This is a genomic window from Pseudomonas sp. AC355, from assembly GCF_979258205.1.
On the sequence record NZ_OZ409843.1, the window covers coordinates 2898304 to 2922528 of the forward strand.

At 56.3% G+C, this 24225-nt stretch carries 29 protein-coding genes and 1 pseudogene; all 30 read right to left on the reverse strand.

Annotated elements, in window-relative coordinates; translation table 11 throughout:
- Positions 1-23 precede the first annotated feature (23 nt).
- Complete coding sequence (rpsM, locus tag ACZ0AI_RS13735) at positions 24-380, reverse strand: 30S ribosomal protein S13 (protein WP_010487012.1); 357 nt, start codon at positions 378-380, stop codon at positions 24-26.
- A 131-nt stretch (positions 381-511) separates the two neighbouring features.
- Positions 512-628, reverse strand: a complete 117-nt coding sequence (gene rpmJ / locus ACZ0AI_RS13740; protein WP_046788135.1) for a 50S ribosomal protein L36 — start codon at positions 626-628, stop codon at positions 512-514.
- Between the two features lie 28 nt (positions 629-656).
- Positions 657-1984: pseudogene (secY, locus tag ACZ0AI_RS13745) on the reverse strand (preprotein translocase subunit SecY).
- A complete protein-coding gene (gene rplO, locus ACZ0AI_RS13750) occupies positions 1985-2419 on the reverse strand; it encodes a 50S ribosomal protein L15 (RefSeq protein ID WP_013789770.1) in 435 nt (144 codons plus the stop codon).
- Between the two features lie 3 nt (positions 2420-2422).
- Entirely contained in the window at positions 2423-2602 is a 180-nt protein-coding gene (rpmD, locus tag ACZ0AI_RS13755) for a 50S ribosomal protein L30 (protein ID WP_013789769.1), read from the reverse strand.
- A 2-nt stretch (positions 2603-2604) separates the two neighbouring features.
- The gene (gene rpsE, locus ACZ0AI_RS13760) at positions 2605-3105 is read right to left on the reverse strand and encodes a 30S ribosomal protein S5 (protein WP_225838194.1); all 501 of its coding nucleotides are present in this window, start codon (positions 3103-3105) and stop codon (positions 2605-2607) included.
- A 3-nt stretch (positions 3106-3108) separates the two neighbouring features.
- Positions 3109-3459: a 50S ribosomal protein L18 gene (gene rplR / locus ACZ0AI_RS13765; protein WP_225838192.1), complete on the reverse strand. Its 351-nt coding sequence runs from the start codon at positions 3457-3459 to the stop codon at positions 3109-3111.
- An 11-nt stretch (positions 3460-3470) separates the two neighbouring features.
- The gene (gene rplF, locus ACZ0AI_RS13770) at positions 3471-4004 is read right to left on the reverse strand and encodes a 50S ribosomal protein L6 (RefSeq protein WP_463562374.1); all 534 of its coding nucleotides are present in this window, start codon (positions 4002-4004) and stop codon (positions 3471-3473) included.
- A gap of 12 nt (positions 4005-4016) precedes the next feature.
- On the reverse strand, positions 4017-4409 hold the full coding sequence (gene rpsH, locus ACZ0AI_RS13775) for a 30S ribosomal protein S8 (RefSeq protein WP_463562375.1): 393 nt from the start codon (positions 4407-4409) through the stop codon (positions 4017-4019).
- A gap of 184 nt (positions 4410-4593) precedes the next feature.
- Positions 4594-4899, reverse strand: a complete 306-nt coding sequence (gene rpsN, locus ACZ0AI_RS13780) for a 30S ribosomal protein S14 (RefSeq protein WP_225838190.1) — start codon at positions 4897-4899, stop codon at positions 4594-4596.
- Positions 4900-4912: 13 nt separating this feature from the next.
- Positions 4913-5452 carry a 50S ribosomal protein L5 gene (gene rplE / locus ACZ0AI_RS13785; protein ID WP_090243100.1) on the reverse strand — a complete coding sequence of 180 codons (540 nt, stop codon included), beginning with the start codon at positions 5450-5452 and terminating at the stop codon, positions 4913-4915.
- Between the two features lie 19 nt (positions 5453-5471).
- The gene (gene rplX, locus ACZ0AI_RS13790) at positions 5472-5786 is read right to left on the reverse strand and encodes a 50S ribosomal protein L24 (RefSeq protein WP_225838188.1); all 315 of its coding nucleotides are present in this window, start codon (positions 5784-5786) and stop codon (positions 5472-5474) included.
- A gap of 11 nt (positions 5787-5797) precedes the next feature.
- Complete coding sequence (rplN, locus tag ACZ0AI_RS13795; protein ID WP_002555479.1) at positions 5798-6166, reverse strand: 50S ribosomal protein L14; 369 nt, start codon at positions 6164-6166, stop codon at positions 5798-5800.
- A gap of 23 nt (positions 6167-6189) precedes the next feature.
- Positions 6190-6456: a 30S ribosomal protein S17 gene (gene rpsQ / locus ACZ0AI_RS13800; RefSeq protein ID WP_131182239.1), complete on the reverse strand. Its 267-nt coding sequence runs from the start codon at positions 6454-6456 to the stop codon at positions 6190-6192.
- Positions 6457-6458: 2 nt separating this feature from the next.
- On the reverse strand, positions 6459-6650 hold the full coding sequence (gene rpmC / locus ACZ0AI_RS13805; protein WP_002555481.1) for a 50S ribosomal protein L29: 192 nt from the start codon (positions 6648-6650) through the stop codon (positions 6459-6461).
- Positions 6650-7063, reverse strand: a complete 414-nt coding sequence (rplP, locus tag ACZ0AI_RS13810) for a 50S ribosomal protein L16 (RefSeq protein ID WP_090255798.1) — start codon at positions 7061-7063, stop codon at positions 6650-6652. The genes rpmC and rplP overlap by 1 nt, the downstream gene beginning before the upstream one ends.
- Positions 7064-7075: 12 nt before the next feature.
- A complete protein-coding gene (rpsC, locus tag ACZ0AI_RS13815) occupies positions 7076-7762 on the reverse strand; it encodes a 30S ribosomal protein S3 (protein ID WP_463562376.1) in 687 nt (228 codons plus the stop codon).
- Between the two features lie 13 nt (positions 7763-7775).
- On the reverse strand, positions 7776-8108 hold the full coding sequence (rplV, locus tag ACZ0AI_RS13820; RefSeq protein ID WP_003210077.1) for a 50S ribosomal protein L22: 333 nt from the start codon (positions 8106-8108) through the stop codon (positions 7776-7778).
- Positions 8109-8119: 11 nt separating this feature from the next.
- Positions 8120-8395, reverse strand: coding sequence for a 30S ribosomal protein S19 (gene rpsS, locus ACZ0AI_RS13825; protein ID WP_463570023.1), 276 nt, complete (start codon positions 8393-8395; stop codon positions 8120-8122).
- A 16-nt stretch (positions 8396-8411) separates the two neighbouring features.
- A complete protein-coding gene (gene rplB / locus ACZ0AI_RS13830; protein WP_042552941.1) occupies positions 8412-9236 on the reverse strand; it encodes a 50S ribosomal protein L2 in 825 nt (274 codons plus the stop codon).
- A gap of 14 nt (positions 9237-9250) precedes the next feature.
- On the reverse strand, positions 9251-9553 hold the full coding sequence (gene rplW, locus ACZ0AI_RS13835; protein ID WP_013789759.1) for a 50S ribosomal protein L23: 303 nt from the start codon (positions 9551-9553) through the stop codon (positions 9251-9253).
- Positions 9550-10152: a 50S ribosomal protein L4 gene (gene rplD / locus ACZ0AI_RS13840; protein WP_463562377.1), complete on the reverse strand. Its 603-nt coding sequence runs from the start codon at positions 10150-10152 to the stop codon at positions 9550-9552. Before rplD ends, rplW begins: the two co-directional genes overlap by 4 nt.
- A 12-nt stretch (positions 10153-10164) precedes the next feature.
- Positions 10165-10800: a 50S ribosomal protein L3 gene (rplC, locus tag ACZ0AI_RS13845; protein WP_463562378.1), complete on the reverse strand. Its 636-nt coding sequence runs from the start codon at positions 10798-10800 to the stop codon at positions 10165-10167.
- A gap of 82 nt (positions 10801-10882) precedes the next feature.
- Entirely contained in the window at positions 10883-11194 is a 312-nt protein-coding gene (gene rpsJ / locus ACZ0AI_RS13850; RefSeq protein ID WP_010486970.1) for a 30S ribosomal protein S10, read from the reverse strand.
- Positions 11195-11335: 141 nt separating this feature from the next.
- A complete protein-coding gene (tuf, locus tag ACZ0AI_RS13855) occupies positions 11336-12529 on the reverse strand; it encodes an elongation factor Tu (RefSeq protein WP_415754459.1) in 1194 nt (397 codons plus the stop codon).
- A gap of 30 nt (positions 12530-12559) precedes the next feature.
- A complete protein-coding gene (gene fusA, locus ACZ0AI_RS13860) occupies positions 12560-14665 on the reverse strand; it encodes an elongation factor G (RefSeq protein WP_463566145.1) in 2106 nt (701 codons plus the stop codon).
- A 30-nt stretch (positions 14666-14695) separates the two neighbouring features.
- Positions 14696-15166, reverse strand: coding sequence for a 30S ribosomal protein S7 (rpsG, locus tag ACZ0AI_RS13865; protein WP_002555493.1), 471 nt, complete (start codon positions 15164-15166; stop codon positions 14696-14698).
- 117 nt (positions 15167-15283) lie between these two features.
- A complete protein-coding gene (rpsL, locus tag ACZ0AI_RS13870; protein ID WP_003186084.1) occupies positions 15284-15655 on the reverse strand; it encodes a 30S ribosomal protein S12 in 372 nt (123 codons plus the stop codon).
- A 158-nt stretch (positions 15656-15813) separates the two neighbouring features.
- A complete protein-coding gene (gene rpoC / locus ACZ0AI_RS13875; protein ID WP_463562379.1) occupies positions 15814-20013 on the reverse strand; it encodes a DNA-directed RNA polymerase subunit beta' in 4200 nt (1399 codons plus the stop codon).
- Between the two features lie 61 nt (positions 20014-20074).
- Entirely contained in the window at positions 20075-24148 is a 4074-nt protein-coding gene (gene rpoB / locus ACZ0AI_RS13880; RefSeq protein WP_463562380.1) for a DNA-directed RNA polymerase subunit beta, read from the reverse strand.
- Between the last annotated feature and the right edge of the window lie 77 nt (positions 24149-24225).

Below are 24225 nucleotides of genomic sequence, written 5' to 3' on the forward strand. Positions count from 1 at the left end.
TTCCTGTCGATTCGCGAACGCGATTACTTGCGGATCGGCTTACGCGGGCCCTTACGGGTGCGCGCGTTGGTCTTGGTACGCTGACCGCGCACCGGGAGGCCGCGACGATGACGCAGACCGCGGTAGCAGCCCAGATCCATCAAGCGCTTGATTTTCATGTTCACTTCACGGCGCAGATCACCTTCGGTATTAACCTTGGCGACTTCACCACGCAGCTGCTCGATCTGCTCGTCAGAGAGATCTTTGATCTTTGCCGCCGGATTTACACCGGTAGCTGCACAGATTTTCTGTGCGGTGGTGCGACCAACACCAAAGATGTAGGTCAACGAGATAACAGTGTGCTTGTTATCCGGAATGTTAACGCCTGCAATACGGGCCATTCAGTGGAACTCCAATTGACAGCTACCTACGCCCCGGAAGCCAAGAAATGGGGCGCAAGATATTATCGCTGTAGAAACAAATAATCAACCCGGCAGCGCACTAGCTGCCGGGCTTATAGCTTCGATCACACTCAGCCTTGGCGCTGTTTGTGACGCGGTTCCGAGCTGCAAATCACCCGCACAACACCTTCACGGCGAATAATTTTGCAGTTACGGCACAGCTTTTTCACCGATGCACGAACTTTCATCACCAACTCCTCGAACCTTATGGACACTTCAGCGGAGCATGCCGCTGCCGTAGCCCTTCAGGTTGGCTTTCTTCATCAGGGATTCGTACTGGTGCGAAACGAGGTGCGATTGTACTTGCGACATGAAGTCCATCACAACCACTACCACGATCAGCAACGAGGTCCCGCCAAGGTAGAACGGTACGTTGGCCGCCACCACCAGGAACTGGGGCAACAAGCATACGGCCGTCATGTACAGAGCACCGAACATGGTCAAGCGAGTCAGAACGCCATCGATATAGCGTGCAGACTGCTCACCGGGACGGATACCCGGAATAAAGGCACCGGACTTCTTCAGGTTTTCCGCTACGTCTTTCGGGTTGAACATCAGCGCTGTGTAGAAGAAGCAGAAAAAAACGATCCCTGCACTAAACAGCAAAATGTTCAACGGCTGACCAGGAGCGATAGCCTGCGAAATATCCTGCAGCCAGCCCATACCTTCGGACTGACCAAACCAGGCACCCAGCGAGGCCGGGAACAACAGAAGGCTGCTAGCGAAAATGGCCGGGATTACGCCCGCCATGTTCACCTTCAACGGCAGGTGGCTGGTCTGCGCCGCGAAGACCTTGCGGCCCTGCTGACGCTTGGCGTAGTGCACAGCTATACGACGCTGGCCACGCTCAATGAACACCACAAAACCGATAATCGCTACTGCCAACAAACCGATGGCGATGAGGGCGAAGATATTGATATCGCCCTGCCGAGCAGACTCGAAAGACTGCCCAATCGCCGACGGCAGACCGGCTACGATGCCCGCAAAAATCAGCATCGAAATACCGTTGCCAACACCGCGCTCGGTGATTTGTTCGCCCAACCACATCATGAACATCGCACCCGCCACAAACGTGGTGACTGCAACGAAGTGGAAGCCGAAATCGACCGAAAACGCTACACCCTGACTCGCCAGACCAACGGACATGCCGATAGCTTGGACGAAAGCCAGGATCAAGGTGCCGTAGCGGGTGTATTGACTGATCTTGCGACGACCAGCCTCACCTTCCTTCTTCAACTGTTCCAGCTGCGGACTGACGGCGGTCATCAACTGCATGATGATCGATGCCGAGATGTACGGCATGATCCCCAGTGCAAAGATGCTCATCCGTTCCAGCGCGCCGCCGGAAAACATGTTGAACAAGCTAAGAATGGTCCCTCATTCTGTCGAAACAGATCAGCCAGACGATCAGGGTTTATGCCTGGAACTGGGATATGCGCACCGATTCGATAGACGATGATCGCCATGAACAGAAAGCGCAGACGAGCCCAGAGCTCGGACAACCCGCCACCAGCCAGCGCAGAGAGAGCACCTTGCTTAGCCATTTATTCCTCGAACTTACCGCCAGCTGCTTCGATAGCCGCGCGCGCACCTTTGGTGGCGGCGATACCTTTAAGGGTGACCGCACGAGTAATCTCACCGGACAGCATGACTTTCACACGCTGTACGTTTTGATTAATCAGATTGGCATCCTTCAGCGCTTGCAGAGTAACTACGTCGCCTTCGATCTTGTTCAGCTCGGAAGTACGCACTTCTGCGCGATCCATAGCTTTCAGAGACACGAAACCGAACTTAGGAAGACGACGGTGCAGAGGCTGCTGGCCGCCTTCGAAACCCGGAGCAATAGTGCCACCGGAGCGGGAGGTTTGACCCTTGTGGCCACGGCCACCAGTCTTACCCAAGCCACTACCGATACCACGGCCCGGACGGTGCTTCTCGCGACGGGAACCCGGCGCTGGACTCAAATCGTTCAGGTACATGGATCAACCCTCCACACGGAGAAGGTAATAAGCCTTGTTAATCATGCCGCGATTTTCTGGGGTATCCAGAACTTCGACGGTGTGATTGATGCGACGCAGGCCAAGACCCTTGACGCAGGCTTTATGGTTGGCCAAACGGCCATTGGTGCTCTTGATCAGAGTCACTTTGACGGTATTAGCCATGATTAGAGAATCTCCCCGACACTCTTGCCACGCTTGGCTGCAACCGAATCCGGAGACTGCATAGCCTTCAGACCTTTGAAAGTGGCATGAACCACGTTCACAGGGTTGGTAGAGCCGTAGCACTTGGCCAGAACGTTCTGCACACCGGCGACTTCCAGGACGGCACGCATTGCGCCACCAGCGATGATGCCGGTACCTTCGGAAGCAGGCTGCATGTAAACCTTCGAAGCGCCATGGGCGGACTTCATTGCGTACTGCAGGGTGGTGCCGTTCAGATCGACTTGAATCATGTTGCGACGAGCAGCTTCCATAGCTTTCTGGATAGCAGCCGGCACTTCACGAGATTTGCCACGGCCGAAACCTACACGACCCTTACCATCACCTACCACGGTCAACGCGGTGAAAGTGAAGATACGGCCGCCTTTAACGGTCTTGGCAACGCGGTTCACTTGAACCAGCTTCTCGATATAGCCTTCGTCGCGCTTTTGGTCGTTATTTGCCATAACTTAGAACTCCAGCCCGCCTTCACGAGCAGCATCAGCCAGCGCTTTGACGCGGCCGTGGTACTTGAAGCCAGAACGGTCGAATGCAACCTGAGTCACACCTGCGGCTTTCGCACGCTCAGCAACCAGCTCACCAACTTTCTTGGCCGCGTCAACGTTGCCAGTGGCTTCGTCACGCAGTGCTTTGTCCAAGGTAGAGGCGCTGGCCAGAACCTTGCTGCCGTCGGCCGAGATGACCTGGGCATAGATGTGCTGCGAAGAGCGGTACACGCAGAGACGCACGGCTTCGAGCTCGTGCATTTTCAGGCGTGCTTTGCGAGCGCGACGCAGACGAGTAACTTTTTTGTCGGTCATTTCCTAGCCCCTTACTTCTTCTTGGCTTCTTTACGGCGGACGACTTCGTCAGCGTAACGAACACCTTTGCCCTTGTAAGGCTCAGGACGACGGAAATCACGAATCTCCGCAGCAACCTGACCAACCAGCTGCTTGTCGACACCCTTGATGAGGATCTCGGTCTGGTTCGGGGTTTCGGCCACAACGCCTTCCGGCAGTTGATAGTCGATAGGGTGAGAGAAGCCCAACGCCAGATTGAGTACCTGGCCCTTGGCCTGTGCCTTGTAACCAACACCCACCAGCTGGAGCTTGCGCTCGAAGCCTTGGCTTACGCCGATGACCATGTTGTTAACCAATGCACGGGTAGTACCAGCCATCGCACGAGTCTGCTGATCACCATTGCGAGCAGCGAAACGCAGCTCACCGGATTCTTGCAGAACTTCAACGGACGAGTGAACGTTCAGTTCCAGAGCGCCCTTGGCACCCTTCACCGAAAGCTGTTGGCCGGCGAGTTTGATCTCTACACCAGCTGGCAGCTTGACGGGGTTTTTAGCAACGCGAGACATGCTTATCCCCCCTTAGAACACAGTGCAAAGCACTTCGCCGCCGACACCGGCAGCGCGCGCAGCGCGGTCCGTCATCACACCTTTGTTGGTGGAGACGATGGAAACACCGAGACCGCCACGAACTTTCGGCAGATCATCGACGGATTTGTACTGGCGAAGGCCAGGACGGCTGACGCGCTTCACTTCTTCGATAACCGGACGGCCTTCGAAGTACTTAAGCTCGATGGACAGCTGCGGCTTTGCTTCGCCGCTGATCTGATAACCCGCAACATAACCTTCGTCTTTGAGAACTTTGGCTACGGCCACCTTCAGGGTAGAAGAAGGCATGCTTACGACGGACTTTTCAGCCATCTGGGCATTACGGATACGAGTTAGCATGTCCGCTAACGGGTCCTGCATACTCATGGGCTAGACGCTCCTGATACAAAAAGAATTAGCCTCTCGGCTAAGAATCACCAGAACTCACGGAAATCCGGACTCAGGCGAGCCGGGCATTCTAGAGACTGATCAAAAATGAATCAAGCCCCAAAAGGGGCTTGATTCATATTGCTTGTCCGCCGGAGCTAACTCCGGCGGTTTCCGCAGCGGCTTACCAGCTGGCTTTAACCAGACCTGGTACGTCGCCACGCATGGCTGCTTCACGCAGCTTGATGCGCGACAGACCGAACTTGCGGAAGACACCGTGCGGGCGACCAGTGATGCGGCAGCGGTTGCGCAGGCGCGAAGCGCTGGCATCACGGGGTTGCTTCTGCAGGGCGACCTGAGCTTCCCAACGCGCTTCCGGAGAGGCTTCCGGATTGACGATGGTAGCTTTCAGCTCGGCACGCTTTTTGGCGTACTTGGCGACCGTGAGCTGACGCTTCAGCTCGCGGTTTTTCATGCTCGTCTTGGCCATGTTCCTACTCCAATCAGTTACGGAACGGGAATTTGAAAGCACGCAGCAGAGCGCGGCCTTCATCATCCGAACGGGCGGTAGTGGTCAGAGTGATGTCCAGACCACGCAGCGCATCGATCTTGTCGTAATCGATTTCCGGGAAAATGATCTGCTCTTTCACGCCCATGCTGTAGTTACCACGACCATCGAAGGACTTGGCATTCAGGCCGCGGAAGTCACGCACGCGCGGCAGGGAGATAGACAGCAGACGATCCAGGAACTCGTACATACGTTCGCGACGCAGAGTAACCTTGACGCCAATCGGCCAGCCTTCACGAACTTTGAAACCAGCGATCGACTTACGGGCATAAGTCACGATGACTTTCTGACCGGTAATCTTCTCGAGGTCGGCAACTGCGTGCTCGATGATTTTCTTATCACCGATCGCTTCGCCCAAGCCCATGTTCAGGGTGATCTTGGTGATGCGCGGAACTTCCATCACGTTACCCAGCTTCAGTTCTTCCTTCAGCTTGGGCGCGATTTCCTTCCGGTAAATCTCTTTTAGTCGTGCCATGGTGTTTTACCTATGATTCTCAAGCGCCAACCGGCTTCTGGGTGGACTTGAAGACACGAATTTTCTTGCCGTCTTCAACTTTGAAACCAACGCGATCAGCCTTGTTGGTTTCGCCGTTGAAAATGGCAACGTTGGAAGCACTCAGCGGCGCTTCTTTCTCGACGATACCGCCTTGAACGCCCGACATCGGGTTCGGCTTGGTATGACGCTTCACCAGGTTGATACCACCGACGACCAGACGGTCGTCAGCGAGAACCTTGAGCACCTTACCGCGCTTACCTTTGTCTTTGCCGGCGATCACGATGATCTCGTCGTCACGACGAATCTTTTGCATGTCGGATCTCCTTAAAGCACTTCAGGGGCGAGCGAGACGATCTTCATGAACTTCTCAGTACGAAGTTCACGGGTCACTGGCCCGAAGATACGGGTACCAATCGGCTCTTGCTTGTTGTTCAGAAGAACAGCAGCGTTGCCGTCGAAGCGGATGATCGAACCGTCGGCACGGCGAACGCCGTGACGGGTGCGAACCACAACCGCGGTCATGACCTGACCTTTCTTCACTTTGCCGCGCGGAATTGCTTCCTTGACGGTGACCTTGATGATGTCGCCGATGCCAGCGTAGCGGCGATGCGAGCCACCCAGCACCTTGATGCACATGACGCGGCGTGCACCACTGTTGTCGGCCACATCGAGCATGGATTGAGTCTGAATCATATAATTTCTCCGACCCCTAGTCCTTAGACTTCCACTGCGCGTTCGAGAACTTCAACCAGAGCCCAAGACTTGGTCTTGGCCAGCGGACGTGTTTCGGTAATCGAAACTTTGTCGCCGATCTTGCACTGATTGCTTTCGTCGTGCGCGTGCAGCTTGGTCGAACGCTTGACATATTTACCGTAGATCGGGTGCTTAACGCGACGCTCGATCAGTACGGTGATGGTCTTGTCCATCTTGTCGCTGACAACACGGCCAGTCAGCGTACGGACTGTTTTTTCGGCTTCAGCCATGATTACTTACCTGCCTGCTGGTTGAGCACAGTCTTCACACGAGCGATGTCGCGCTTAACTTGCGAGAGCAGGTGAGACTGCCCCAACTGGCCAGTTGCTTTCTGCATACGCAGATTGAACTGGTCGCGCAGCAGGCCGAGCAGCTGCTCGTTCAACTGCTGTGCTGATTTTTCACGAAGTTCATTCGCCTTCATCACATCACCGTCCGCTTAACAAAAGTGGTGGCGAGCGGCAGCTTTGCAGCAGCCAGGGCGAAAGCCTCACGCGCCAACTCTTCAGAAACGCCTTCGATCTCGTACAGGACTTTACCTGGCTGGATCTGGGCTACCCAATACTCGACGCTACCCTTGCCTTTACCCATCCGCACTTCGAGAGGCTTCTTGGAAATTGGCTTGTCAGGGAACACGCGAATCCAGATTTTCCCGCCACGCTTAACGTGACGAGTCAGAGCACGACGAGCGGACTCGATCTGACGGGCGGTGAGACGACCGCGGGCAACAGACTTCAGCGCAAACTCGCCGAAGCTGACTTTGCTACCGCGCTGTGCCAGACCACGGTTGTGGCCTGTCATCTGCTTGCGGAACTTCGTACGCTTTGGTTGCAACATGTGGCGTACCCCTTACTTAGCAGCTTTTTTACGAGGCGCAGGTGCTTGCGGTTTCAGTTCTTCATGGCGGCCACCAATGACCTCACCCTTGAAGATCCAAACCTTGACACCGATCACACCGTAGGTGGTGTGCGCTTCGTACGTGGCATAGTCGATATCGGCACGCAGGGTGTGCAACGGCACACGACCTTCGCGATACCATTCGGTACGTGCGATTTCCGCACCGCCGAGACGACCGCTCACCTGGATTTTGATGCCCTTGGCACCAATACGCATGGCGTTCTGTACCGCGCGCTTCATAGCACGACGGAACATCACACGACGCTCCAGCTGCTGAGCAACGCTCTGCGCAACCAACATACCGTCGAGTTCCGGTTTACGGATCTCTTCGATATTGATGTGCACAGGCACGCCCATTTGCTTGGTCAGGTCCTGACGCAGCTTTTCAACATCTTCACCTTTCTTGCCGATCACGATGCCGGGACGAGCGGTGTGGATGGTGATGCGTGCGGTTTGAGCCGGACGAGCGATCTCGACACGGCTTACGGACGCGCTTTTTAGTTTGTCGAGGAGGTATTCACGCACCTTCAGATCAGCGAACAGGTAGTCCGCATAAGTCCGGCCGTCTGCATACCAGACGGAGGTGTGTTCCTTGACGATTCCCAGGCGTATGCCAGTGGGATGTACTTTCTGACCCATCTGAACGACTCCGTTACTTGTCGGCAACCTTGACAGTGATATGGCAAGACCGCTTGACGATGCGATCAGCGCGGCCTTTGGCACGCGGCATGATGCGCTTAAGCGAACGCCCCTCGTTGACGAAAACGGTGCTGACCTTCAGGTCATCAACGTCTGCGCCTTCGTTGTGCTCGGCGTTGGCTACTGCCGACTCCAGCACTTTCTTGATGATTTCCGCGGCTTTCTTACTGCTAAAAGCCAGCAGGTTGAGCGCTTCGCCCACCTTCTTCCCGCGGATCTGGTCGGCGACCAAGCGGGCTTTCTGGGCGGAGATGCGAGCGCCCGACAACTTAGCGGCTACTTCCATTTCCCTACCCCTTAACGCTTGGCTTTCTTGTCAGCCACGTGCCCACGATAGGTACGAGTGCCGGCAAATTCGCCCAGTTTGTGGCCGACCATGTCTTCGTTCACAAGAACTGGGACGTGTAGGCGACCGTTATGCACGGCGATGGTCAAACCGACCATTTGCGGCAGAATCATCGAACGACGCGACCAGGTTTTAACCGGCTTGCGATCATTCTTTTCTGCTGCTACTTCGACCTTCTTCAGTAGGTGAAGATCGATGAAGTGACCTTTTTTCAGAGAACGTGGCACTGTCGTATCCCTCTAGTTACTTGCGACGACGGACGATCATGTTGTCGGTGCGTTTGTTACCACGAGTCTTCGCGCCCTTAGTCGGGAAGCCCCATGGAGACACCGGATGACGACCACCAGAGGTACGACCTTCACCACCACCGTGTGGGTGGTCGACCGGGTTCATGGCAACACCACGAACGGTCGGGCGAACGCCACGCCAGCGCTTGGCACCAGCTTTACCCAGCGAACGCAGGCTGTGCTCGGAGTTCGAGACTTCACCCAGGGTCGCGCGGCATTCGGCCAGCACTTTACGCATTTCACCACTGCGCAGACGCAGGGTGACGTAGACGCCTTCACGAGCGATCAGCTGAGCCGAAGCACCAGCGGAACGAGCGATTTGAGCACCTTTACCCGGCTTCAGCTCGATACCGTGAACGGTCGAACCAACCGGAATGTTACGCAGCGGCAGACTGTTGCCAGCCTTGATCGGCGCCATCGAACCTGCGACCAGCTGATCGCCGGCGCTCACACCTTTCGGTGCGATGATGTAACGACGCTCACCATCTGCATATTTCAGCAGAGCGATGTGCGCGGTACGGTTCGGGTCATATTCAACGCGTTCGACAGTGGCAGGGATGCCATCTTTGTCGTTGCGACGGAAATCGACCAGACGATAGTGCTGCTTGTGACCACCACCGATATGACGGGTAGTGATACGGCCGTTGTTGTTACGACCGCCAGTCTTCGACTTCTTCTCGAGCAGTGGAGCATGAGGAGCGCCTTTATGCAGCTCCTGATTGACCACCTTGACCACAAAACGGCGGCCCGGGGAAGTCGGTTTGCATTTAACGATTGCCATGATGCACCCCTTCCTTACTCAGCACTGCTGGTGGCGAAATCGAGATCCTGGCCTGGCTGAAGGGAGATGATCGCCTTCTTCCAGTCGTTACGCTTGCCCAGACCGCGAGCGGTGCGCTTGCTCTTACCCAGAACGTTCTGAGTAGTCACATGCTGAACCTTCACGCTGAACAGGCTTTCGACGGCCTTCTTGATTTCCAGCTTGGTTGCGTCAGTTGCAACCTTGAAAACGAACTGGCTTTTCTTGTCTGCCAGAGTCGTGGCCTTCTCGGAGATGTGCGGGCCAAGCAGCACTTTGAATACGCGTTCCTGGTTCATCCCAGCAGCTCCTCGAATTTCTTCACGGCAGAAACGGTGATCAGCACCTTTTCATACGCGATCAGACTGACCGGATCGGAACCCTGCACATCACGAACATCAACATGCGGCAGGTTGCGAGCAGCCAGGTACAGATTTTGATCGACAGCGTCAGACACGATCAGAACGTCAGTCAGACCCATGTCGTTCAGCTTGCCCAGCAGCTCTTTGGTTTTCGGAGCTTCGACAGCGAAGTCTTCAACCACTACCAGACGGTCGCTACGGACCAGCTCAGCAAGAATCGACCGGATCGCAGCGCGATACATCTTCTTGTTCAGCTTCTGATCATGGTTCTGCGGACGAGCTGCGAAGGTCACACCACCGCCACGCCAGATCGGGCCACGAGTGGTACCAGCACGCGCACGGCCAGTACCCTTCTGACGCCACGGGCGCTTACCGCCACCGGAAACGTCGGAACGAGTCTTCTGCTGCTTGCTGCCCTGACGGCCGCCAGCCATGTAGGCTACGACAGCTTGGTGAACCAGGGTCTCGTTGTAGTCGCCACCGAAAGTCGCATCAGAGACTTCGATCGCTTGAGCGCCATTTACATTTAATTGCATGTCAGCTTCCCCTTAACCGCGAGCCTTGGCAGCCGGACGTACAACCAAGTTGCCGCCAGTAGCGCCAGGAACGGCACCCTTGACCAGCAGCAGGTTGCGTTCAGCATCCACGCGCACTACTTCCAGGGACTGCACAGTCACGCGCTCAGCACCCATGTGACCGGACATTTTCTTGCCCTTGAAGACACGACCGGGAGTCTGGCACTGGCCAATCGAACCCGGAACGCGGTGGGACACGGAGTTACCGTGAGTATTGTCCTGGCCGCGGAAATTCCAACGCTTGATGGTACCGGCAAAGCCTTTACCTTTGGACTGACCAGTCACATCGACCAGTTGACCAGCTTGGAATATTTCAGCGTTGATCAGATCACCAGCCTGGTAGTCGCCTTCTTCAAGACGGAATTCCAGAACAGTGCGACCTGCCGCGACGTTCGCCTTGGCGAAGTGACCTGCCTGAGCAGCGGTAACGCGAGAAGCACGACGCTCACCGACAGTGACTTGCACTGCACGATAGCCATCGGATTCTTCAGTTTTGAACTGGGTGACGCGATTCGGCTCGATCTCAATGACCGTAACCGGAATGGAGACACCTTCTTCGGTGAAAATACGGGTCATACCCGCCTTTCGACCGACTACACCAATAGTCATGTTGTAACCTCATGAGTGTACGGGGCTTTCACCCGCTATGGCCGCCCATTTCAGAGCGTTACACGACTAAAACCGACAGGTTTTAGCCGAGGCTGATCTGCACTTCCACGCCAGCCGCAAGATCGAGCTTCATCAGCGCATCAACGGTTTTATCCGTTGGCTGGACAATGTCCAGTACGCGCTTGTGAGTACGGATTTCGAACTGATCGCGCGCGTCTTTGTTGACGTGTGGCGAAGTCAGAACGGTAAACCGCTCTTTGCGAGTTGGCAGAGGAATCGGACCACGCACCTGAGCACCAGTACGTTTCGCGGTTTCCACGATTTCCTGGGTTGATTGATCGATCAGGCGATGGTCAAAAGCCTTCAACCGTATACGGATTTGTTGGTTTTGCATTTTGACCTCAGATTCCAAGCTGCTATTCCCAACGGACGCAATACGCCCGTTAAAAGGAGGCGTGATTCTATAGACGCCCCTAGCAGGTGTCAACCCAATAAAAAAGCCCCCGCAAGCGGGGGCTTTTTCTTAAATCATCACTTACGCGATGATTTTGGCTACGACGCCGGCGCCGACGGTACGACCGCCTTCACGAATGGCGAAACGCAGACCTTCTTCCATTGCGATGGTTTTGATCAGAGTGACAGTCATCTGAATGTTGTCACCTGGCATTACCATTTCAACGCCTTCCGGCAGCTCACAGTTACCAGTCACGTCAGTAGTACGGAAGTAGAACTGAGGACGGTAGCCTTTGAAGAACGGAGTATGACGGCCGCCTTCTTCTTTGCTCAACACGTACACTTCTGCAGTGAAGGTAGTGTGCGGCTTGACAGAACCCGGCTTGACCAGAACCTGACCACGCTCTACGTCGTCACGCTTGGTGCCGCGCAGCAGAACGCCGCAGTTCTCACCAGCACGACCTTCGTCGAGCAGCTTGCGGAACATCTCAACACCAGTACAGGTGGTTTTGACGGTATCACGCAGACCAACAATTTCCAGTTCTTCCTGGATCTTGATGATGCCACGCTCGATACGGCCAGTTACCACGGTGCCACGACCGGAGATCGAGAACACGTCTTCGATTGGCATCAGGAACGGCTTGTCGATAGCGCGCACTGGATCTGGGATGTAGCTGTCCAGAGTCTCAACCAACTTCTTGACGGCAGTGGTGCCCATCTCGTTGTCGTCTTGACCATTCAGCGCCATCAGAGCCGAACCGATGATGATCGGAGTGTCGTCGCCCGGGAAATCGTAAGTGCTGAGCAGGTCACGCACTTCCATTTCCACCAGCTCCAGCAGCTCGGCGTCGTCAACCATGTCAGCCTTGTTCAGGAAGACAACGATGTACGGAACACCTACCTGACGGGACAGCAGGATGTGCTCGCGAGTCTGCGGCATCGGGCCGTCAGCAGCGGAGCAAACCAGGATAGCGCCGTCCATCTGCGCAGCACCGGTGATCATGTTCTTCACATAGTCAGCGTGACCCGGGCAGTCAACGTGCGCGTAGTGGCGAATCGAAGAGTTGTACTCAACGTGCGCAGTGTTGATGGTGATACCACGAGCCTTCTCTTCCGGCGCGCTGTCGATCTTGTCGAAAGCAACTACGGCGCTACCGAAAACTTCGGAGCAAACGCGAGTCAGAGCGGCGGTCAGCGTGGTTTTACCATGGTCAACGTGACCGATAGTGCCAACGTTGACGTGAGGTTTGCTACGTTCAAATTTTTCTTTAGCCACGACAATTAACTCCTTGCCTAAAGGGCTGAATCAGCCTTGTTTTTTGGTTACAGACTCGACGATGTGCGACGGAGCTGTATTGTATTTTTTGAATTCCATAGAGTAGCTTGCGCGACCCTGAGACATGGAACGGACGTCGGTCGCATAACCGAACATCTCGCCCAGCGGAACTTCAGCACGAATAACCTTACCGGAGATCGTGTCTTCCATACCGAGGATCATGCCGCGACGGCGGTTAAGGTCGCCCATCACGTCACCCATGTAGTCTTCAGGGGTAACAACCTCTACCGCCATGATCGGCTCGAGCAACTCACCACCACCCTTCTGGGCCAGTTGCTTGGTCGCCATGGAAGCAGCCACCTTGAACGCCATCTCGTTGGAGTCGACGTCGTGGTAAGAGCCATCGTACACGGTAGCCTTCAGGCCGATCAGCGGATAGCCGGCAACGACGCCGTTCTTCATCTGCTCTTCGATACCCTTCTGGATAGCCGGGATGTATTCCTTCGGAATCACACCGCCCACTACTTCGTTCACGAACTGCAGACCTTCCTGACCTTCATCAGCAGGCGCAAAACGGATCCAGCAGTGACCGAACTGACCACGACCACCGGACTGACGCACGAACTTGCCTTCGATTTCACAGTTCTTCGTGATGCGCTCACGATAGGAAACCTGAGGCTTACCGATGTTGGCTTCGACGTTGAACTCACGGCGCATCCGGTCAACCAGGATGTCCAAGTGCAGCTCGCCCATGCCAGAGATGATCGTTTGACCAGTCTCTTCGTCGGTCTTGACGCGGAAAGACGGGTCTTCCTGAGCGAGTTTGCCCAGAGCGATACCCATTTTTTCCTGGTCATCCTTGGTCTTGGGCTCTACGGCAACCGAAATAACCGGCTCCGGGAAGTCCATGCGAACCAGGATGATTGGCTTGTCAGCGTTGCACAGAGTCTCACCAGTGGTGACGTCCTTCATGCCGATCAGAGCAGCGATGTCGCCAGCGCGTACTTCTTTGATCTCTTCGCGGGCGTTTGCGTGCATCTGCACCATACGACCCACACGCTCTTTCTTGCCTTTGACCGAGTTGATCACGCCGTCGCCGGATGCCAACACGCCCGAGTAAACGCGGACGAAGGTCAGGGTACCCACGAATGGGTCGGTAGCGATCTTGAACGCCAGAGCCGAGAAAGGCTCGCTGTCGTCCGCATGACGCTCCATCTCTTCTTCCTCGTTATCAGGGTTGGAACCCTTGATAGCAGGAATGTCGGTAGGCGCAGGCAGGAAGTCGATAACGGCGTCGAGAACCAGGGGAACACCCTTGTTCTTGAACGAAGAACCGCAAACAGCCAGAACGATCTCACCAGCAATAGTACGCTGACGCAGAGCGGCCTTGATTTCCTCGTTGGTGAGCTCCTCACCTTCGAGGTACTTGTTCATCAGCTCTTCGTTGGCTTCAGCCGCAGCTTCTACCATGTTGCCGCGCCATTTTTCGGCCTCTTCCAGCAACTCGGCAGGGATGTCCTTGCGAACAGGAACCATGCCCTTGTCGGAATCGTTCCAGTACACAGCCTGCATGTTGATCAGATCGATCTGACCCTGGAAGTTATCTTCCGAGCCGATAGCCAACTGAATCGGCACCGGAGTGTGACCCAGACGCTGTTTGATCTGACCGATAACGCGCAGGAAGTCTGCACCGGCACGGTCGATCTTGTTTACGTAAACAAGACGCGGAACGCCGTACTTGTTGGCTTGACGCCATACGGTTTCCGACTGAGGCTCAACGCCCGAGGTACCGCAGAACACAACGACCGCGCCGTCGAGTACGCGCAGAGAACGCTCAACTTCAATGGTGAAGTCTACGTGCCCGGGGGTATCGATGACGTTGAAGCGGTGCTCGTCCTTGTACTGCTTCTCGGAGCCTTTCCAGAAGGCGGTGATAGCAGCGGAAGTGATGGTAATACCACGCTCCTGCTCCTGCACCATCCAGTCTGTGGTCGCGGCGCCATCATGCACCTCGCCCATTTTGTGGCTTTTGCCGGTGTAAAAAAGGACGCGCTCGGTGGTAGTGGTTTTACCAGCATCCACGTGAGCCACGATACCGATGTTACGGTAGCGATTAATCGGTGTAGTACGAGCCATAAAGCCCTCGCAAATTGAGTGACGCTAAAATTAGAAGCGGTAGTGCGAGAAAGCCTTGTTGGCTTCAGCCATACGGTGCACGTCTTCACGCTTCTTAACTGCAGCACCTTTGCCTTCTGCAGCATCCAACAGTTCACCAGCCAAACGCAGGGCCATGGATTTCTCGCCACGCTTACGGGCGAAATCCACCAACCAGCGCATGGCCAGGGCGTTACGACGGGACGGACGAACTTCGACCGGAACCTGGTAAGTAGCACCGCCTACACGGCGCGACTTCACTTCGACCAGCGGAGCGATGGCGTCGAGAGCTTTCTCGAAGATTTCCAGGGGATCGCTGTTCTTACGCTCTTTAACCTTCTCCAGGGCGCCATAAACGATACGCTCGGCAACGGCTTTCTTGCCGCTTTCCATCACGTGGTTCATGAACTTGGCCAGGATTTGGCTTCCGTATTTTGGATCGTCAAGCACTTCGCGCTTGGCTGCTACACGACGTCTTGGCATTTGATAAGCCCTCAAACGGTCTTCAGGTTAGCCCGGAACTGTAACCATCAGGTTACGCCCGACCTTACTCTTATCGACTCAATAAAATTAGAAACTGCATTCAGTACCGACGGCCGATTACTTCGGACGCTTGGTACCGTACTTCGAACGACCCTGGTTACGGCCTTTGACACCCGAGGTGTCCAGCGAGCCGCGAACGGTGTGATAACGCACACCTGGCAAGTCTTTTACACGACCGCCACGGATCAGCACGACGCTGTGCTCTTGCAGGTTGTGGCCTTCACCGCCGATGTACGAGGAAACCTCGAAACCGTTGGTCAGGCGAACACGGCAAACTTTACGCAGTGCCGAGTTAGGTTTTTTCGGCGTGGTGGTATACACACGAGTGCATACGCCACGACGCTGGGGGCAGTTCTGCAGCGCAGGTACGTCGGATTTCTCGACGATACGCTTGCGCGGCTGACGCACCAGCTGGTTGATAGTTGCCATCTACTAGCTCCACTGTCCGTCTTTCGACGCTATTTATTTACACCATAAATAAATGGCAGGGCTTATGCCCTGCCATATTTAGGGGTGCATGAGTCTAAAGAGACTCGCCCCCCTAGTCAAGACACGGGCCCCGACTGCCAAGCAGTCAGGGCTCGCTCTCAATTTTCGCTGGAGTTCAACGCTTCGGTCAGCGCCGCTTCCACTTCGCTCGCGCTCACACGCACAGGCTTGTCAGCCTCGCGACGACGTTTGCGCTCACTGTGGTAAGCAAGGCCGGTACCTGCCGGGATCAGACGACCCACGACCACGTTCTCCTTCAGGCCACGCAGGAAGTCGCGCTTGCCAGTAACCGCGGCCTCGGTGAGGACGCGAGTGGTTTCCTGGAAGGATGCCGCCGAGATGAACGACTCGGTGGACAGCGACGCCTTGGTGATACCCAGCAGTACGCGGGAATACTTGGCGATGAACTTGTCCTGTTCGGACAGACGCTCGTTCTCGCCCAGTACGTGGGTCAGCTCCATCTGGTCGCCCTTGATGAAGGTGGAATCCCCCGACTCGGCGATCTCGACCTTGCGCAGCATCTGGCGCAGGATGGTCTCGATGTGCTTGTCGTTGATCTTCACGCCTTGCAGGCGATAAACGTCCTGGATCTCGTTGACGATGTACTTGGCCAAGGCGCTGACACCCAGCAGACGCAGGATGTCATGCGGATCGCTCGGACCGTCGGAGATAACTTCACCCTTGTTGACCTGCTCACCTTCGAACACGTTCAGGTGACGCCATTTCGGGATCAGCTCTTCGTACGGATCACTGCCATCGGTCGGCGTAATGACCAAGCGGCGCTTGCCTTTGGTCTCTTTACCGAACGCGATGGTGCCGCTGATCTCCGCCAGAATCGACGCTTCTTTCGGACGACGCGCTTCGAACAAGTCAGCAACGCGCGGCAGACCACCGGTGATGTCACGGGTCTTCGAAGTTTCTTGCGGGATACGGGCGATAACGTCACCGACCGCAACCTGAGCACCGTCTGCCACACCAACAAGGGCGTTAGCAGGCAGGAAGTACTGTGCTGGCACGTCAGTACCTGGCAGCAGCAGATCCTTGCCATTGGCATCAACCAGTTTCACGGCCGGACGGATGTCCTTGCCAGCAACCGGACGATCCTTGGCATCGAGAACTTCGATGTTGGTCAAACCAGTCAACTCGTCGGTCTGACGCTTGATGGTGATGCCGTCCTCCATACCTACGAAGGTGACGGTACCTTTCATCTCGGTAACGATCGGGTGGGTGTGCGGATCCCACTTGGCGACGATGGCGCCAGCGTCGACCTTGTCGCCTTCCTTGACGGAAATGACCGCACCGTACGGCAGCTTGTAGCGCTCGCGCTCGCGACCGAACTCGTCAGCGATGGCCAACTCACCGGAACGCGATACCGCGATCAGGTTACCGTCCAGACGCTCAACGTGCTTCAGGTTGTGCAGACGAACCGCACCGCCGTTCTTCACCTGTACGCTGTCGGCAGCCGAAGTCCGGCTTGCCGCACCACCGATGTGGAACGTACGCATGGTCAGCTGGGTACCCGGCTCACCGATCGACTGTGCAGCGATGACGCCGACTGCTTCACCGATGTTGATCTGATGACCACGAGCCAGGTCGCGACCGTAGCACTTGGCGCAGATGCCATAGCGGGTTTCACAGCTGATCGGCGAACGCACGACCACTTCGTCGATGCTGTTCAGCTCGATGAACTCGACCCACTGCTCGTCGACCAAGGTGCCGGCCGGGACGATGACTTCTTCGGTGCCAGGCTTGAACACGTCTCGGGCAATGACACGGCCCAGTACGCGCTCACCGAGCGGCTCGACGACGTCGCCGCCTTCAATGTGCGGAGTCATGTAAAGACCCTGCTCAGTGCCGCAATCGACCTCGGTCACTACCAGATCCTGGGCTACGTCGACGAGACGACGAGTCAGGTAACCGGAGTTCGCGGTTTTCAGTGCGGTATCCGCCAAACCTTTACGCGCACCGTGAGTGGAGATGAAGTACTGAAGTACCGACAGACCTTCACGGAAGTTCGCAGTAATCGGCGTTTCGATGATCGAGCCGTCCGGCTTGGCCATCAGACCACGCATACCGGCCAACTGACGGATCTGCGCAGCAGAACCCCGCGCACCAGAGTCGGCCATCATGTACATCGAGTTGAAGGATTCTTGCTCGACTTCTTTGCCATCGCGGTCGATAACCTTCTCTTTCGAGAGGTTCGACATCATCGCTTTGGACACTTCGTCGTTAGCCTTGGACCAGAGGTCGATCACTTTGTTGTACTTCTCGCCCTGAGTTACCAGGCCGGAGGCGTACTGCGATTCGATCTCTTTAACTTCCTCGGTGGCGGCGTCAATGATGTGCGCCTTCTCATCCGGGATAACGAAGTCGTTGACGCCAATCGACACACCCGAGATGGTCGAGTAGGCGAAACCGGTGTACATCAACTGGTCAGCGAAGATCACCGTGTCTTTCAAGCCAACGGTGCGGTAGCACTGGTTGATGAGCTTGGAGATGGCCTTCTTCTTCATCGAGTGGTTGACCACGTCATACGACAGGCCAGCCGGCACGATTTGGAACAACAGCGCACGGCCGACAGTGGTGTCGACAATACGGGTGTTCTTGGTGATGCTGCCGTCGCGGTCTTTGATCACTTCGTTGATGCGAACTTTTACGCGAGCATGCAGCGACGCCTGACCACCACGGAAAACCCGGTCAACTTCCTGCAGATCTGCGAATACACGGCCTTCGCCTTTGGCGTTGATCGCCTCACGGGTCATGTAGTACAGACCCAATACAACGTCCTGCGACGGAACGATGATTGGCTCACCGTTGGCTGGCGACAGAATGTTGTTGGTCGACATCATCAACGCGCGCGCTTCCAACTGGGCTTCCAGTGTCAGCGGTACGTGCACGGCCATTTGGTCGCCGTCGAAGTCGGCGTTGTACGCAGCACAGACCAGCGGGTGCAGCTGGATAGCCTTACCTTCGATCAGTACTGGTTCAAACGCCTGGATGCCCAGACGGTGAAGGGTCGGTGCACGGTTGAGGAGAACCGGGTGCTCACGGATCACTTCAGCGAGAACGTCCCAAACCTCTGGCAGTTCGCGCTCGACCATTTTCTTGGCCGCTTTGATGGTGGTCGCGAGACCGCGCATTTCCAGCTTGCCGAAGATGAATGGCTTGAACAGCTCAAGTGCCATCTTCTTCGGCAGACCGCACTGGTGCAGACGCAGAGTCGGGCCTACGGTAATTACCGAACGACCGGAGTAGTCAACACGCTTACCGAGCAAGTTCTGACGGAAACGACCCTGCTTACCCTTGATCATGTCAGCCAAGGATTTCAGAGGACGCTTGTTCGAACCGGTGATAGCGCGACCACGACGACCGTTGTCGAGCAGTGCATCGACAGCTTCCTGCAACATACGCTTTTCGTTGCGCACGATGATGTCCGGAGCGGACAGATCGAGCAGGCGCTTCAAGCGGTTGTTACGGTTGATCACGCGGCGATACAGGTCGTTGAGGTCGGACGTCGCGAAACGACCACCATCAAGCGGAACCAACGGACGCAGATCTGGCGGCAGAACAGGCAGAACGGTCAGCACCATCCACTCAGGCAGGTTGCCCGAGCCGAGGAACGCTTCCATCAGTTTCAGACGCTTGGACAGCTTCTTGATCTTGGTTTCCGAGTTGGTTTGCGGAATCTCTTCGCGCAGACGACCAATCTCGTGCTCCAGATCAATAGCGTGAAGCAGCTCGCGAACAGCCTCAGCACCCATACGGGCGTCGAAGTCATCACCGAACTCCTCCAGCGCTTCGAAATACTGCTCGTCGTTCAGCAGCTGACCTTTTTCGAGGGTGGTCATGCCTGGATCGATAACGACATAGCTCTCGAAGTAGAGAACGCGTTCGATATCACGCAGGGTCATGTCCATCAGCAAACCAATACGGCTCGGCAGGGACTTCAGGAACCAGATGTGAGCAACCGGCGAAGCCAGTTCGATGTGCGCCATGCGCTCACGACGAACCTTGGCCAGCGCGACTTCAACACCGCACTTCTCGCAGATAACACCACGGTGCTTCAGGCGCTTGTACTTACCGCACAGGCACTCGTAGTCCTTTACCGGGCCAAAGATCTTGGCGCAGAACAGGCCGTCACGCTCGGGCTTGAACGTACGGTAGTTGATGGTTTCCGGCTTTTTAACTTCACCGAACGACCACGAACGGATCATCTCCGGCGAAGCCAATGCAATGCGGATGGCGTCGAATTCTTCGACTTGACCCTGGTTTTTCAGCAAATTCAGTAGGTCTTTCAAGGCCTTTCCTCCTGGCGGAGCAGGCAGCGGGCATAAAGCCCCGCTGCCGATTCACGTCGTGTTATTCGGTTTCCAGATCGATATCGATACCGAGCGAACGGATCTCTTTGATCAACACGTTGAAGGACTCGGGCATGCCCGGCTCCATGCGGTGATCGCCATCCACGATGTTCTTGTACATCTTGGTACGGCCGTTCACGTCGTCCGACTTGACGGTCAACATTTCCTGCAGGGTGTAGGCGGCGCCGTAAGCTTCCAAAGCCCAGACCTCCATCTCCCCGAAGCGCTGACCACCGAACTGCGCCTTACCACCCAGCGGCTGCTGAGTAACCAGGCTGTAGGAACCCGTGGAACGCGCGTGCATCTTGTCGTCCACCAGGTGGTTCAGTTTCAGCATGTACATGTAACCAACAGTGGTCGTACGTTCGAACTGGTTGCCGGTACGCCCGTCGATAAGCTGCATCTGACCGCTTTCTGGCAGATCTGCCAGTTTCAGCATGGCCTTGATTTCGCTTTCCTTGGCGCCATCGAACACCGGCGTCGCCATTGGCACGCCGCCACGCAGGTTCTTCGCCAGATCCAGAATTTCCTGATCCGAGAAAGTGTCCAGCTGTTCGTTGCGACCGCCGATCTCGTTGTAGATCTCGTGCAGGAACTTACGCAGCTCAGCGACCTTGCGTTGCTCTTCGAGCATACGGTTGATCTTCTCGCCCAACCCTTTGGCCGCGAGGCCCAGGTGGGTTTCGAGGATCTGACCGACGTTCATACGCGACGGTACGCCCAGCGGGTTCAGAACGATGTCGACCGGCGTGCCATGCACGTCATGCGGCATGTCTTCGACCGGCATGATCACCGAGACCACACCCTTGTTACCGTGACGACCGGCCATCTTGTCACCCGGCTGGATGCGACGACGGATTGCCAGGTAGACCTTGACGATCTTCAGTACGCCTGGAGCCAGGTCATCGCCCTGCTGCAGCTTGCGCTTCTTGTCTTCGAACTTGTCGTCGAGCAGCTGACGGCGGTCGGAGATGTAGGCCTGAGCCTTTTCCAACTGCTCGTTCAGTGCATCTTCAGCCATGCGCAGCTTGAACCACTGGCCACGCTCCAGACCGTCGAGCACTTCGTCAGTGATCGCAGCACCTTTCTTCAGGCCAGCGCCGCCTTCGGCGACCTTGCCAACCAGAGCGGCACGCAGACGCTCGAAGGTCGCGCCTTCGACGATGCGGAACTCTTCGTTCAGATCCTTGCGGATCTCGTCCAGCTGGCTCTTCTCGATCGACAGAGCACGAGCATCACGCTCGACGCCGTCACGGGTGAAGACCTGTACGTCGATGACAGTACCTTTGGTGCCGGTCGGCACGCGCAGGGAGGTGTCCTTAACGTCGCTGGCCTTCTCACCGAAGATCGCACGCAGCAGCTTCTCTTCTGGCGTCAGCTGGGTTTCGCCCTTCGGCGTTACCTTGCCAACCAGAATGTCGCCAGGGCCAACTTCAGCACCAACGTAGACGATACCGGCTTCGTCGAGCTTGTTCAGTGCAGCTTCACCGACGTTCGGGATGTCCGCAGAGATTTCCTCTGGGCCGAGCTTGGTGTCACGCGCCACACAGGTCAGTTCCTGGATGTGGATCGTGGTGAAGCGGTCTTCCTGAACCACGCGCTCGGAGAGCAGGATGGAGTCTTCGAAGTTGTAACCGTTCCACGGCATGAACGCGACGCGCATGTTCTGACCCAGCGCCAGTTCACCCATGTCGGTGGACGGGCCGTCAGCCATGATGTCGCTACGCACCACCACATCACCCTTCTTCACCAGCGGACGCTGGTTGATGCAGGTGTTCTGGTTGGAGCGGGTGTATTTGGTCAGGTTGTAGATGTCGACACCAGCTTCACCAGTTTCGACTTCATCGTTGGCAACGCGAACCACGATACGGCTGGCATCGACGGAGTCGATCACGCCACCGCGGCGAGCCACGACGCAAACGCCCGAGTCGCGCGCTACGTTGCGCTCCATGCCGGTACCAACCAGCGGCTTGTCAGCACGCAGGGTGGGTACAGCCTGACGCTGCATGTTGGAACCCATCAACGCACGGTTGGCGTCATCGTGTTCCAGGAACGGGATCAGCGACGCTGCAACCGAAACAACCTGCTTCGGCGAAACGTCCATCAAGGTGACGTCTTCCGGCGCCTTGACGGTGAACTCGTTGAGGTGACGAACAGCTACCAGTTCGTCGATCAGCTGACCTTTGTCATTCAGGGTCGCCGATGCCTGGGCGATAACGTGGTCAGCCTCTTCGATAGCGGACAGGAACACGATCTCGTCGGTAACCTTGCCTTCCTGAACAACGCGGTATGGGCTTTCCAAGAAGCCATACTGGTTGGTGCGGGCATAGGCTGCCAGGGAGTTGATCAGACCGATGTTCGGGCCTTCCGGCGTTTCGATCGGGCACACACGGCCGTAGTGGGTCGGGTGTACGTCGCGGACTTCGAAGCCTGCGCGCTCACGGGTCAGACCGCCCGGGCCAAGAGCCGAAACACGGCGCTTGTGGGTGATCTCGGAGAGCGGGTTGTTCTGGTCCATGAACTGGGAAAGCTGGCTGGAACCGAAGAACTCTTTCACCGCCGCCGCAACCGGCTTGGCGTTGATCAGATCCTGCGGCATCAGGCCTTCGCTTTCGGCCATCGACAGACGCTCTTTGACCGCACGCTCAACACGTACCAGGCCAACGCGGAACTGATTCTCGGCCATCTCACCGACGCAACGTACACGGCGGTTACCCAGGTGGTCGATGTCATCGACGATGCCCTTGCCGTTACGGATGTCGACCAGCGTCTTCAGAACGGCAACGATGTCTTCTTTGCACAACACGCCCGAACCTTCGATCTCGGTACGACCGATACGACGGTTGAACTTCATCCGGCCGACCGCAGACAGGTCATAGCGCTCAGGGCTGAAGAACAGGTTGTTGAACAGCGTTTCAGCGGCATCCTTGGTAGGTGGCTCGCCTGGACGCATCATGCGGTAGATCTCGACCAGCGCTTCCAGCTGATTGGTGGTGCTGTCGATCTTCAGCGTGTCACTGATGAACGGGCCACAGTCGATGTCGTTGGTGTACAGGGTCTCGATACGGACGACCTGAGCCTTGGCGATCTTGGCCAGCAGCTCGACCGACAGCTCGGTATTGCACTCGCAGAGGATCTCACCGGTAGCCGGGTGCACGATCGCCTTGGCGCTGGTGCGGCCGATCAGGTAGTCGAACGGCACGTCCAGTTCTTTGATACCGGCCTTGTCCAACTGGTTGATGTGGCGAGCGGTGATACGACGCCCCTGCTCGACAATCACCTTGCCAGCGCCATCCAGGATGTCCTGGCTGGCGATTTCACCGCGCAGGCGATGCGGAACGAGTTCCAGGCTCAGGCCTTCGCCTTTTACATGGAAAACGTTGGTGGTATAGAAAGCATCCAGCACTTCTTCAGTGCTATAGCCCAGCGCACGCAGCAGAACCGAAGCCGGCAGTTTGCGGCGGCGGTCGATACGTACGAATACCGCATCCTTAGGATCGAACTCGAAGTCCAACCAGGAACCGCGGTAAGGAATGATGCGAGCGGAATACAGCAGCTTGCCCGAGCTGTGAGTCTTGCCACGGTCGTGGTCGAAGAACACACCTGGGGAACGGTGCAACTGGGAAACGATCACTCGCTCGGTACCGTTGATAACGAAGGTACCGTTCTCGGTCATGAGCGGAATTTCGCCCATGTACACTTCCTGCTCCTTGATGTCCTTGATCGCTTTGTTCGACGATTCTTTGTCGAAAATGATCAGGCGCACTTTTACACGCAGCGGGACGGCATAGGTCACGCCACGCAGCGTGCACTCTTTGACATCAAAGGCTGGATCGCCGAGACGATAGCCGACGTATTCCAGGGCAGCGTTGCCGGAGTAGCTGATGATCGGAAATACAGATTTGAAGGCCGCATGCAGGCCGATGTCGCGGAACTGTTCCTTGCTCGCGCCTTGCTGCAGGAATTCGCGGTACGAATCCAGCTGAATGGCCAGGAGGTAAGGCACATCCATGACATCCGGCAACTTGCTAAAGTCCTTGCGGATACGTTTTTTCTCAGTATATGAGTAAGCCATCAGCGTTCCCCAGCTTGGTCACCTGCTTATTTGGCTTCTCCGACGGGAGCAGCCAGAAACTCGTGCAAACCCTAGGT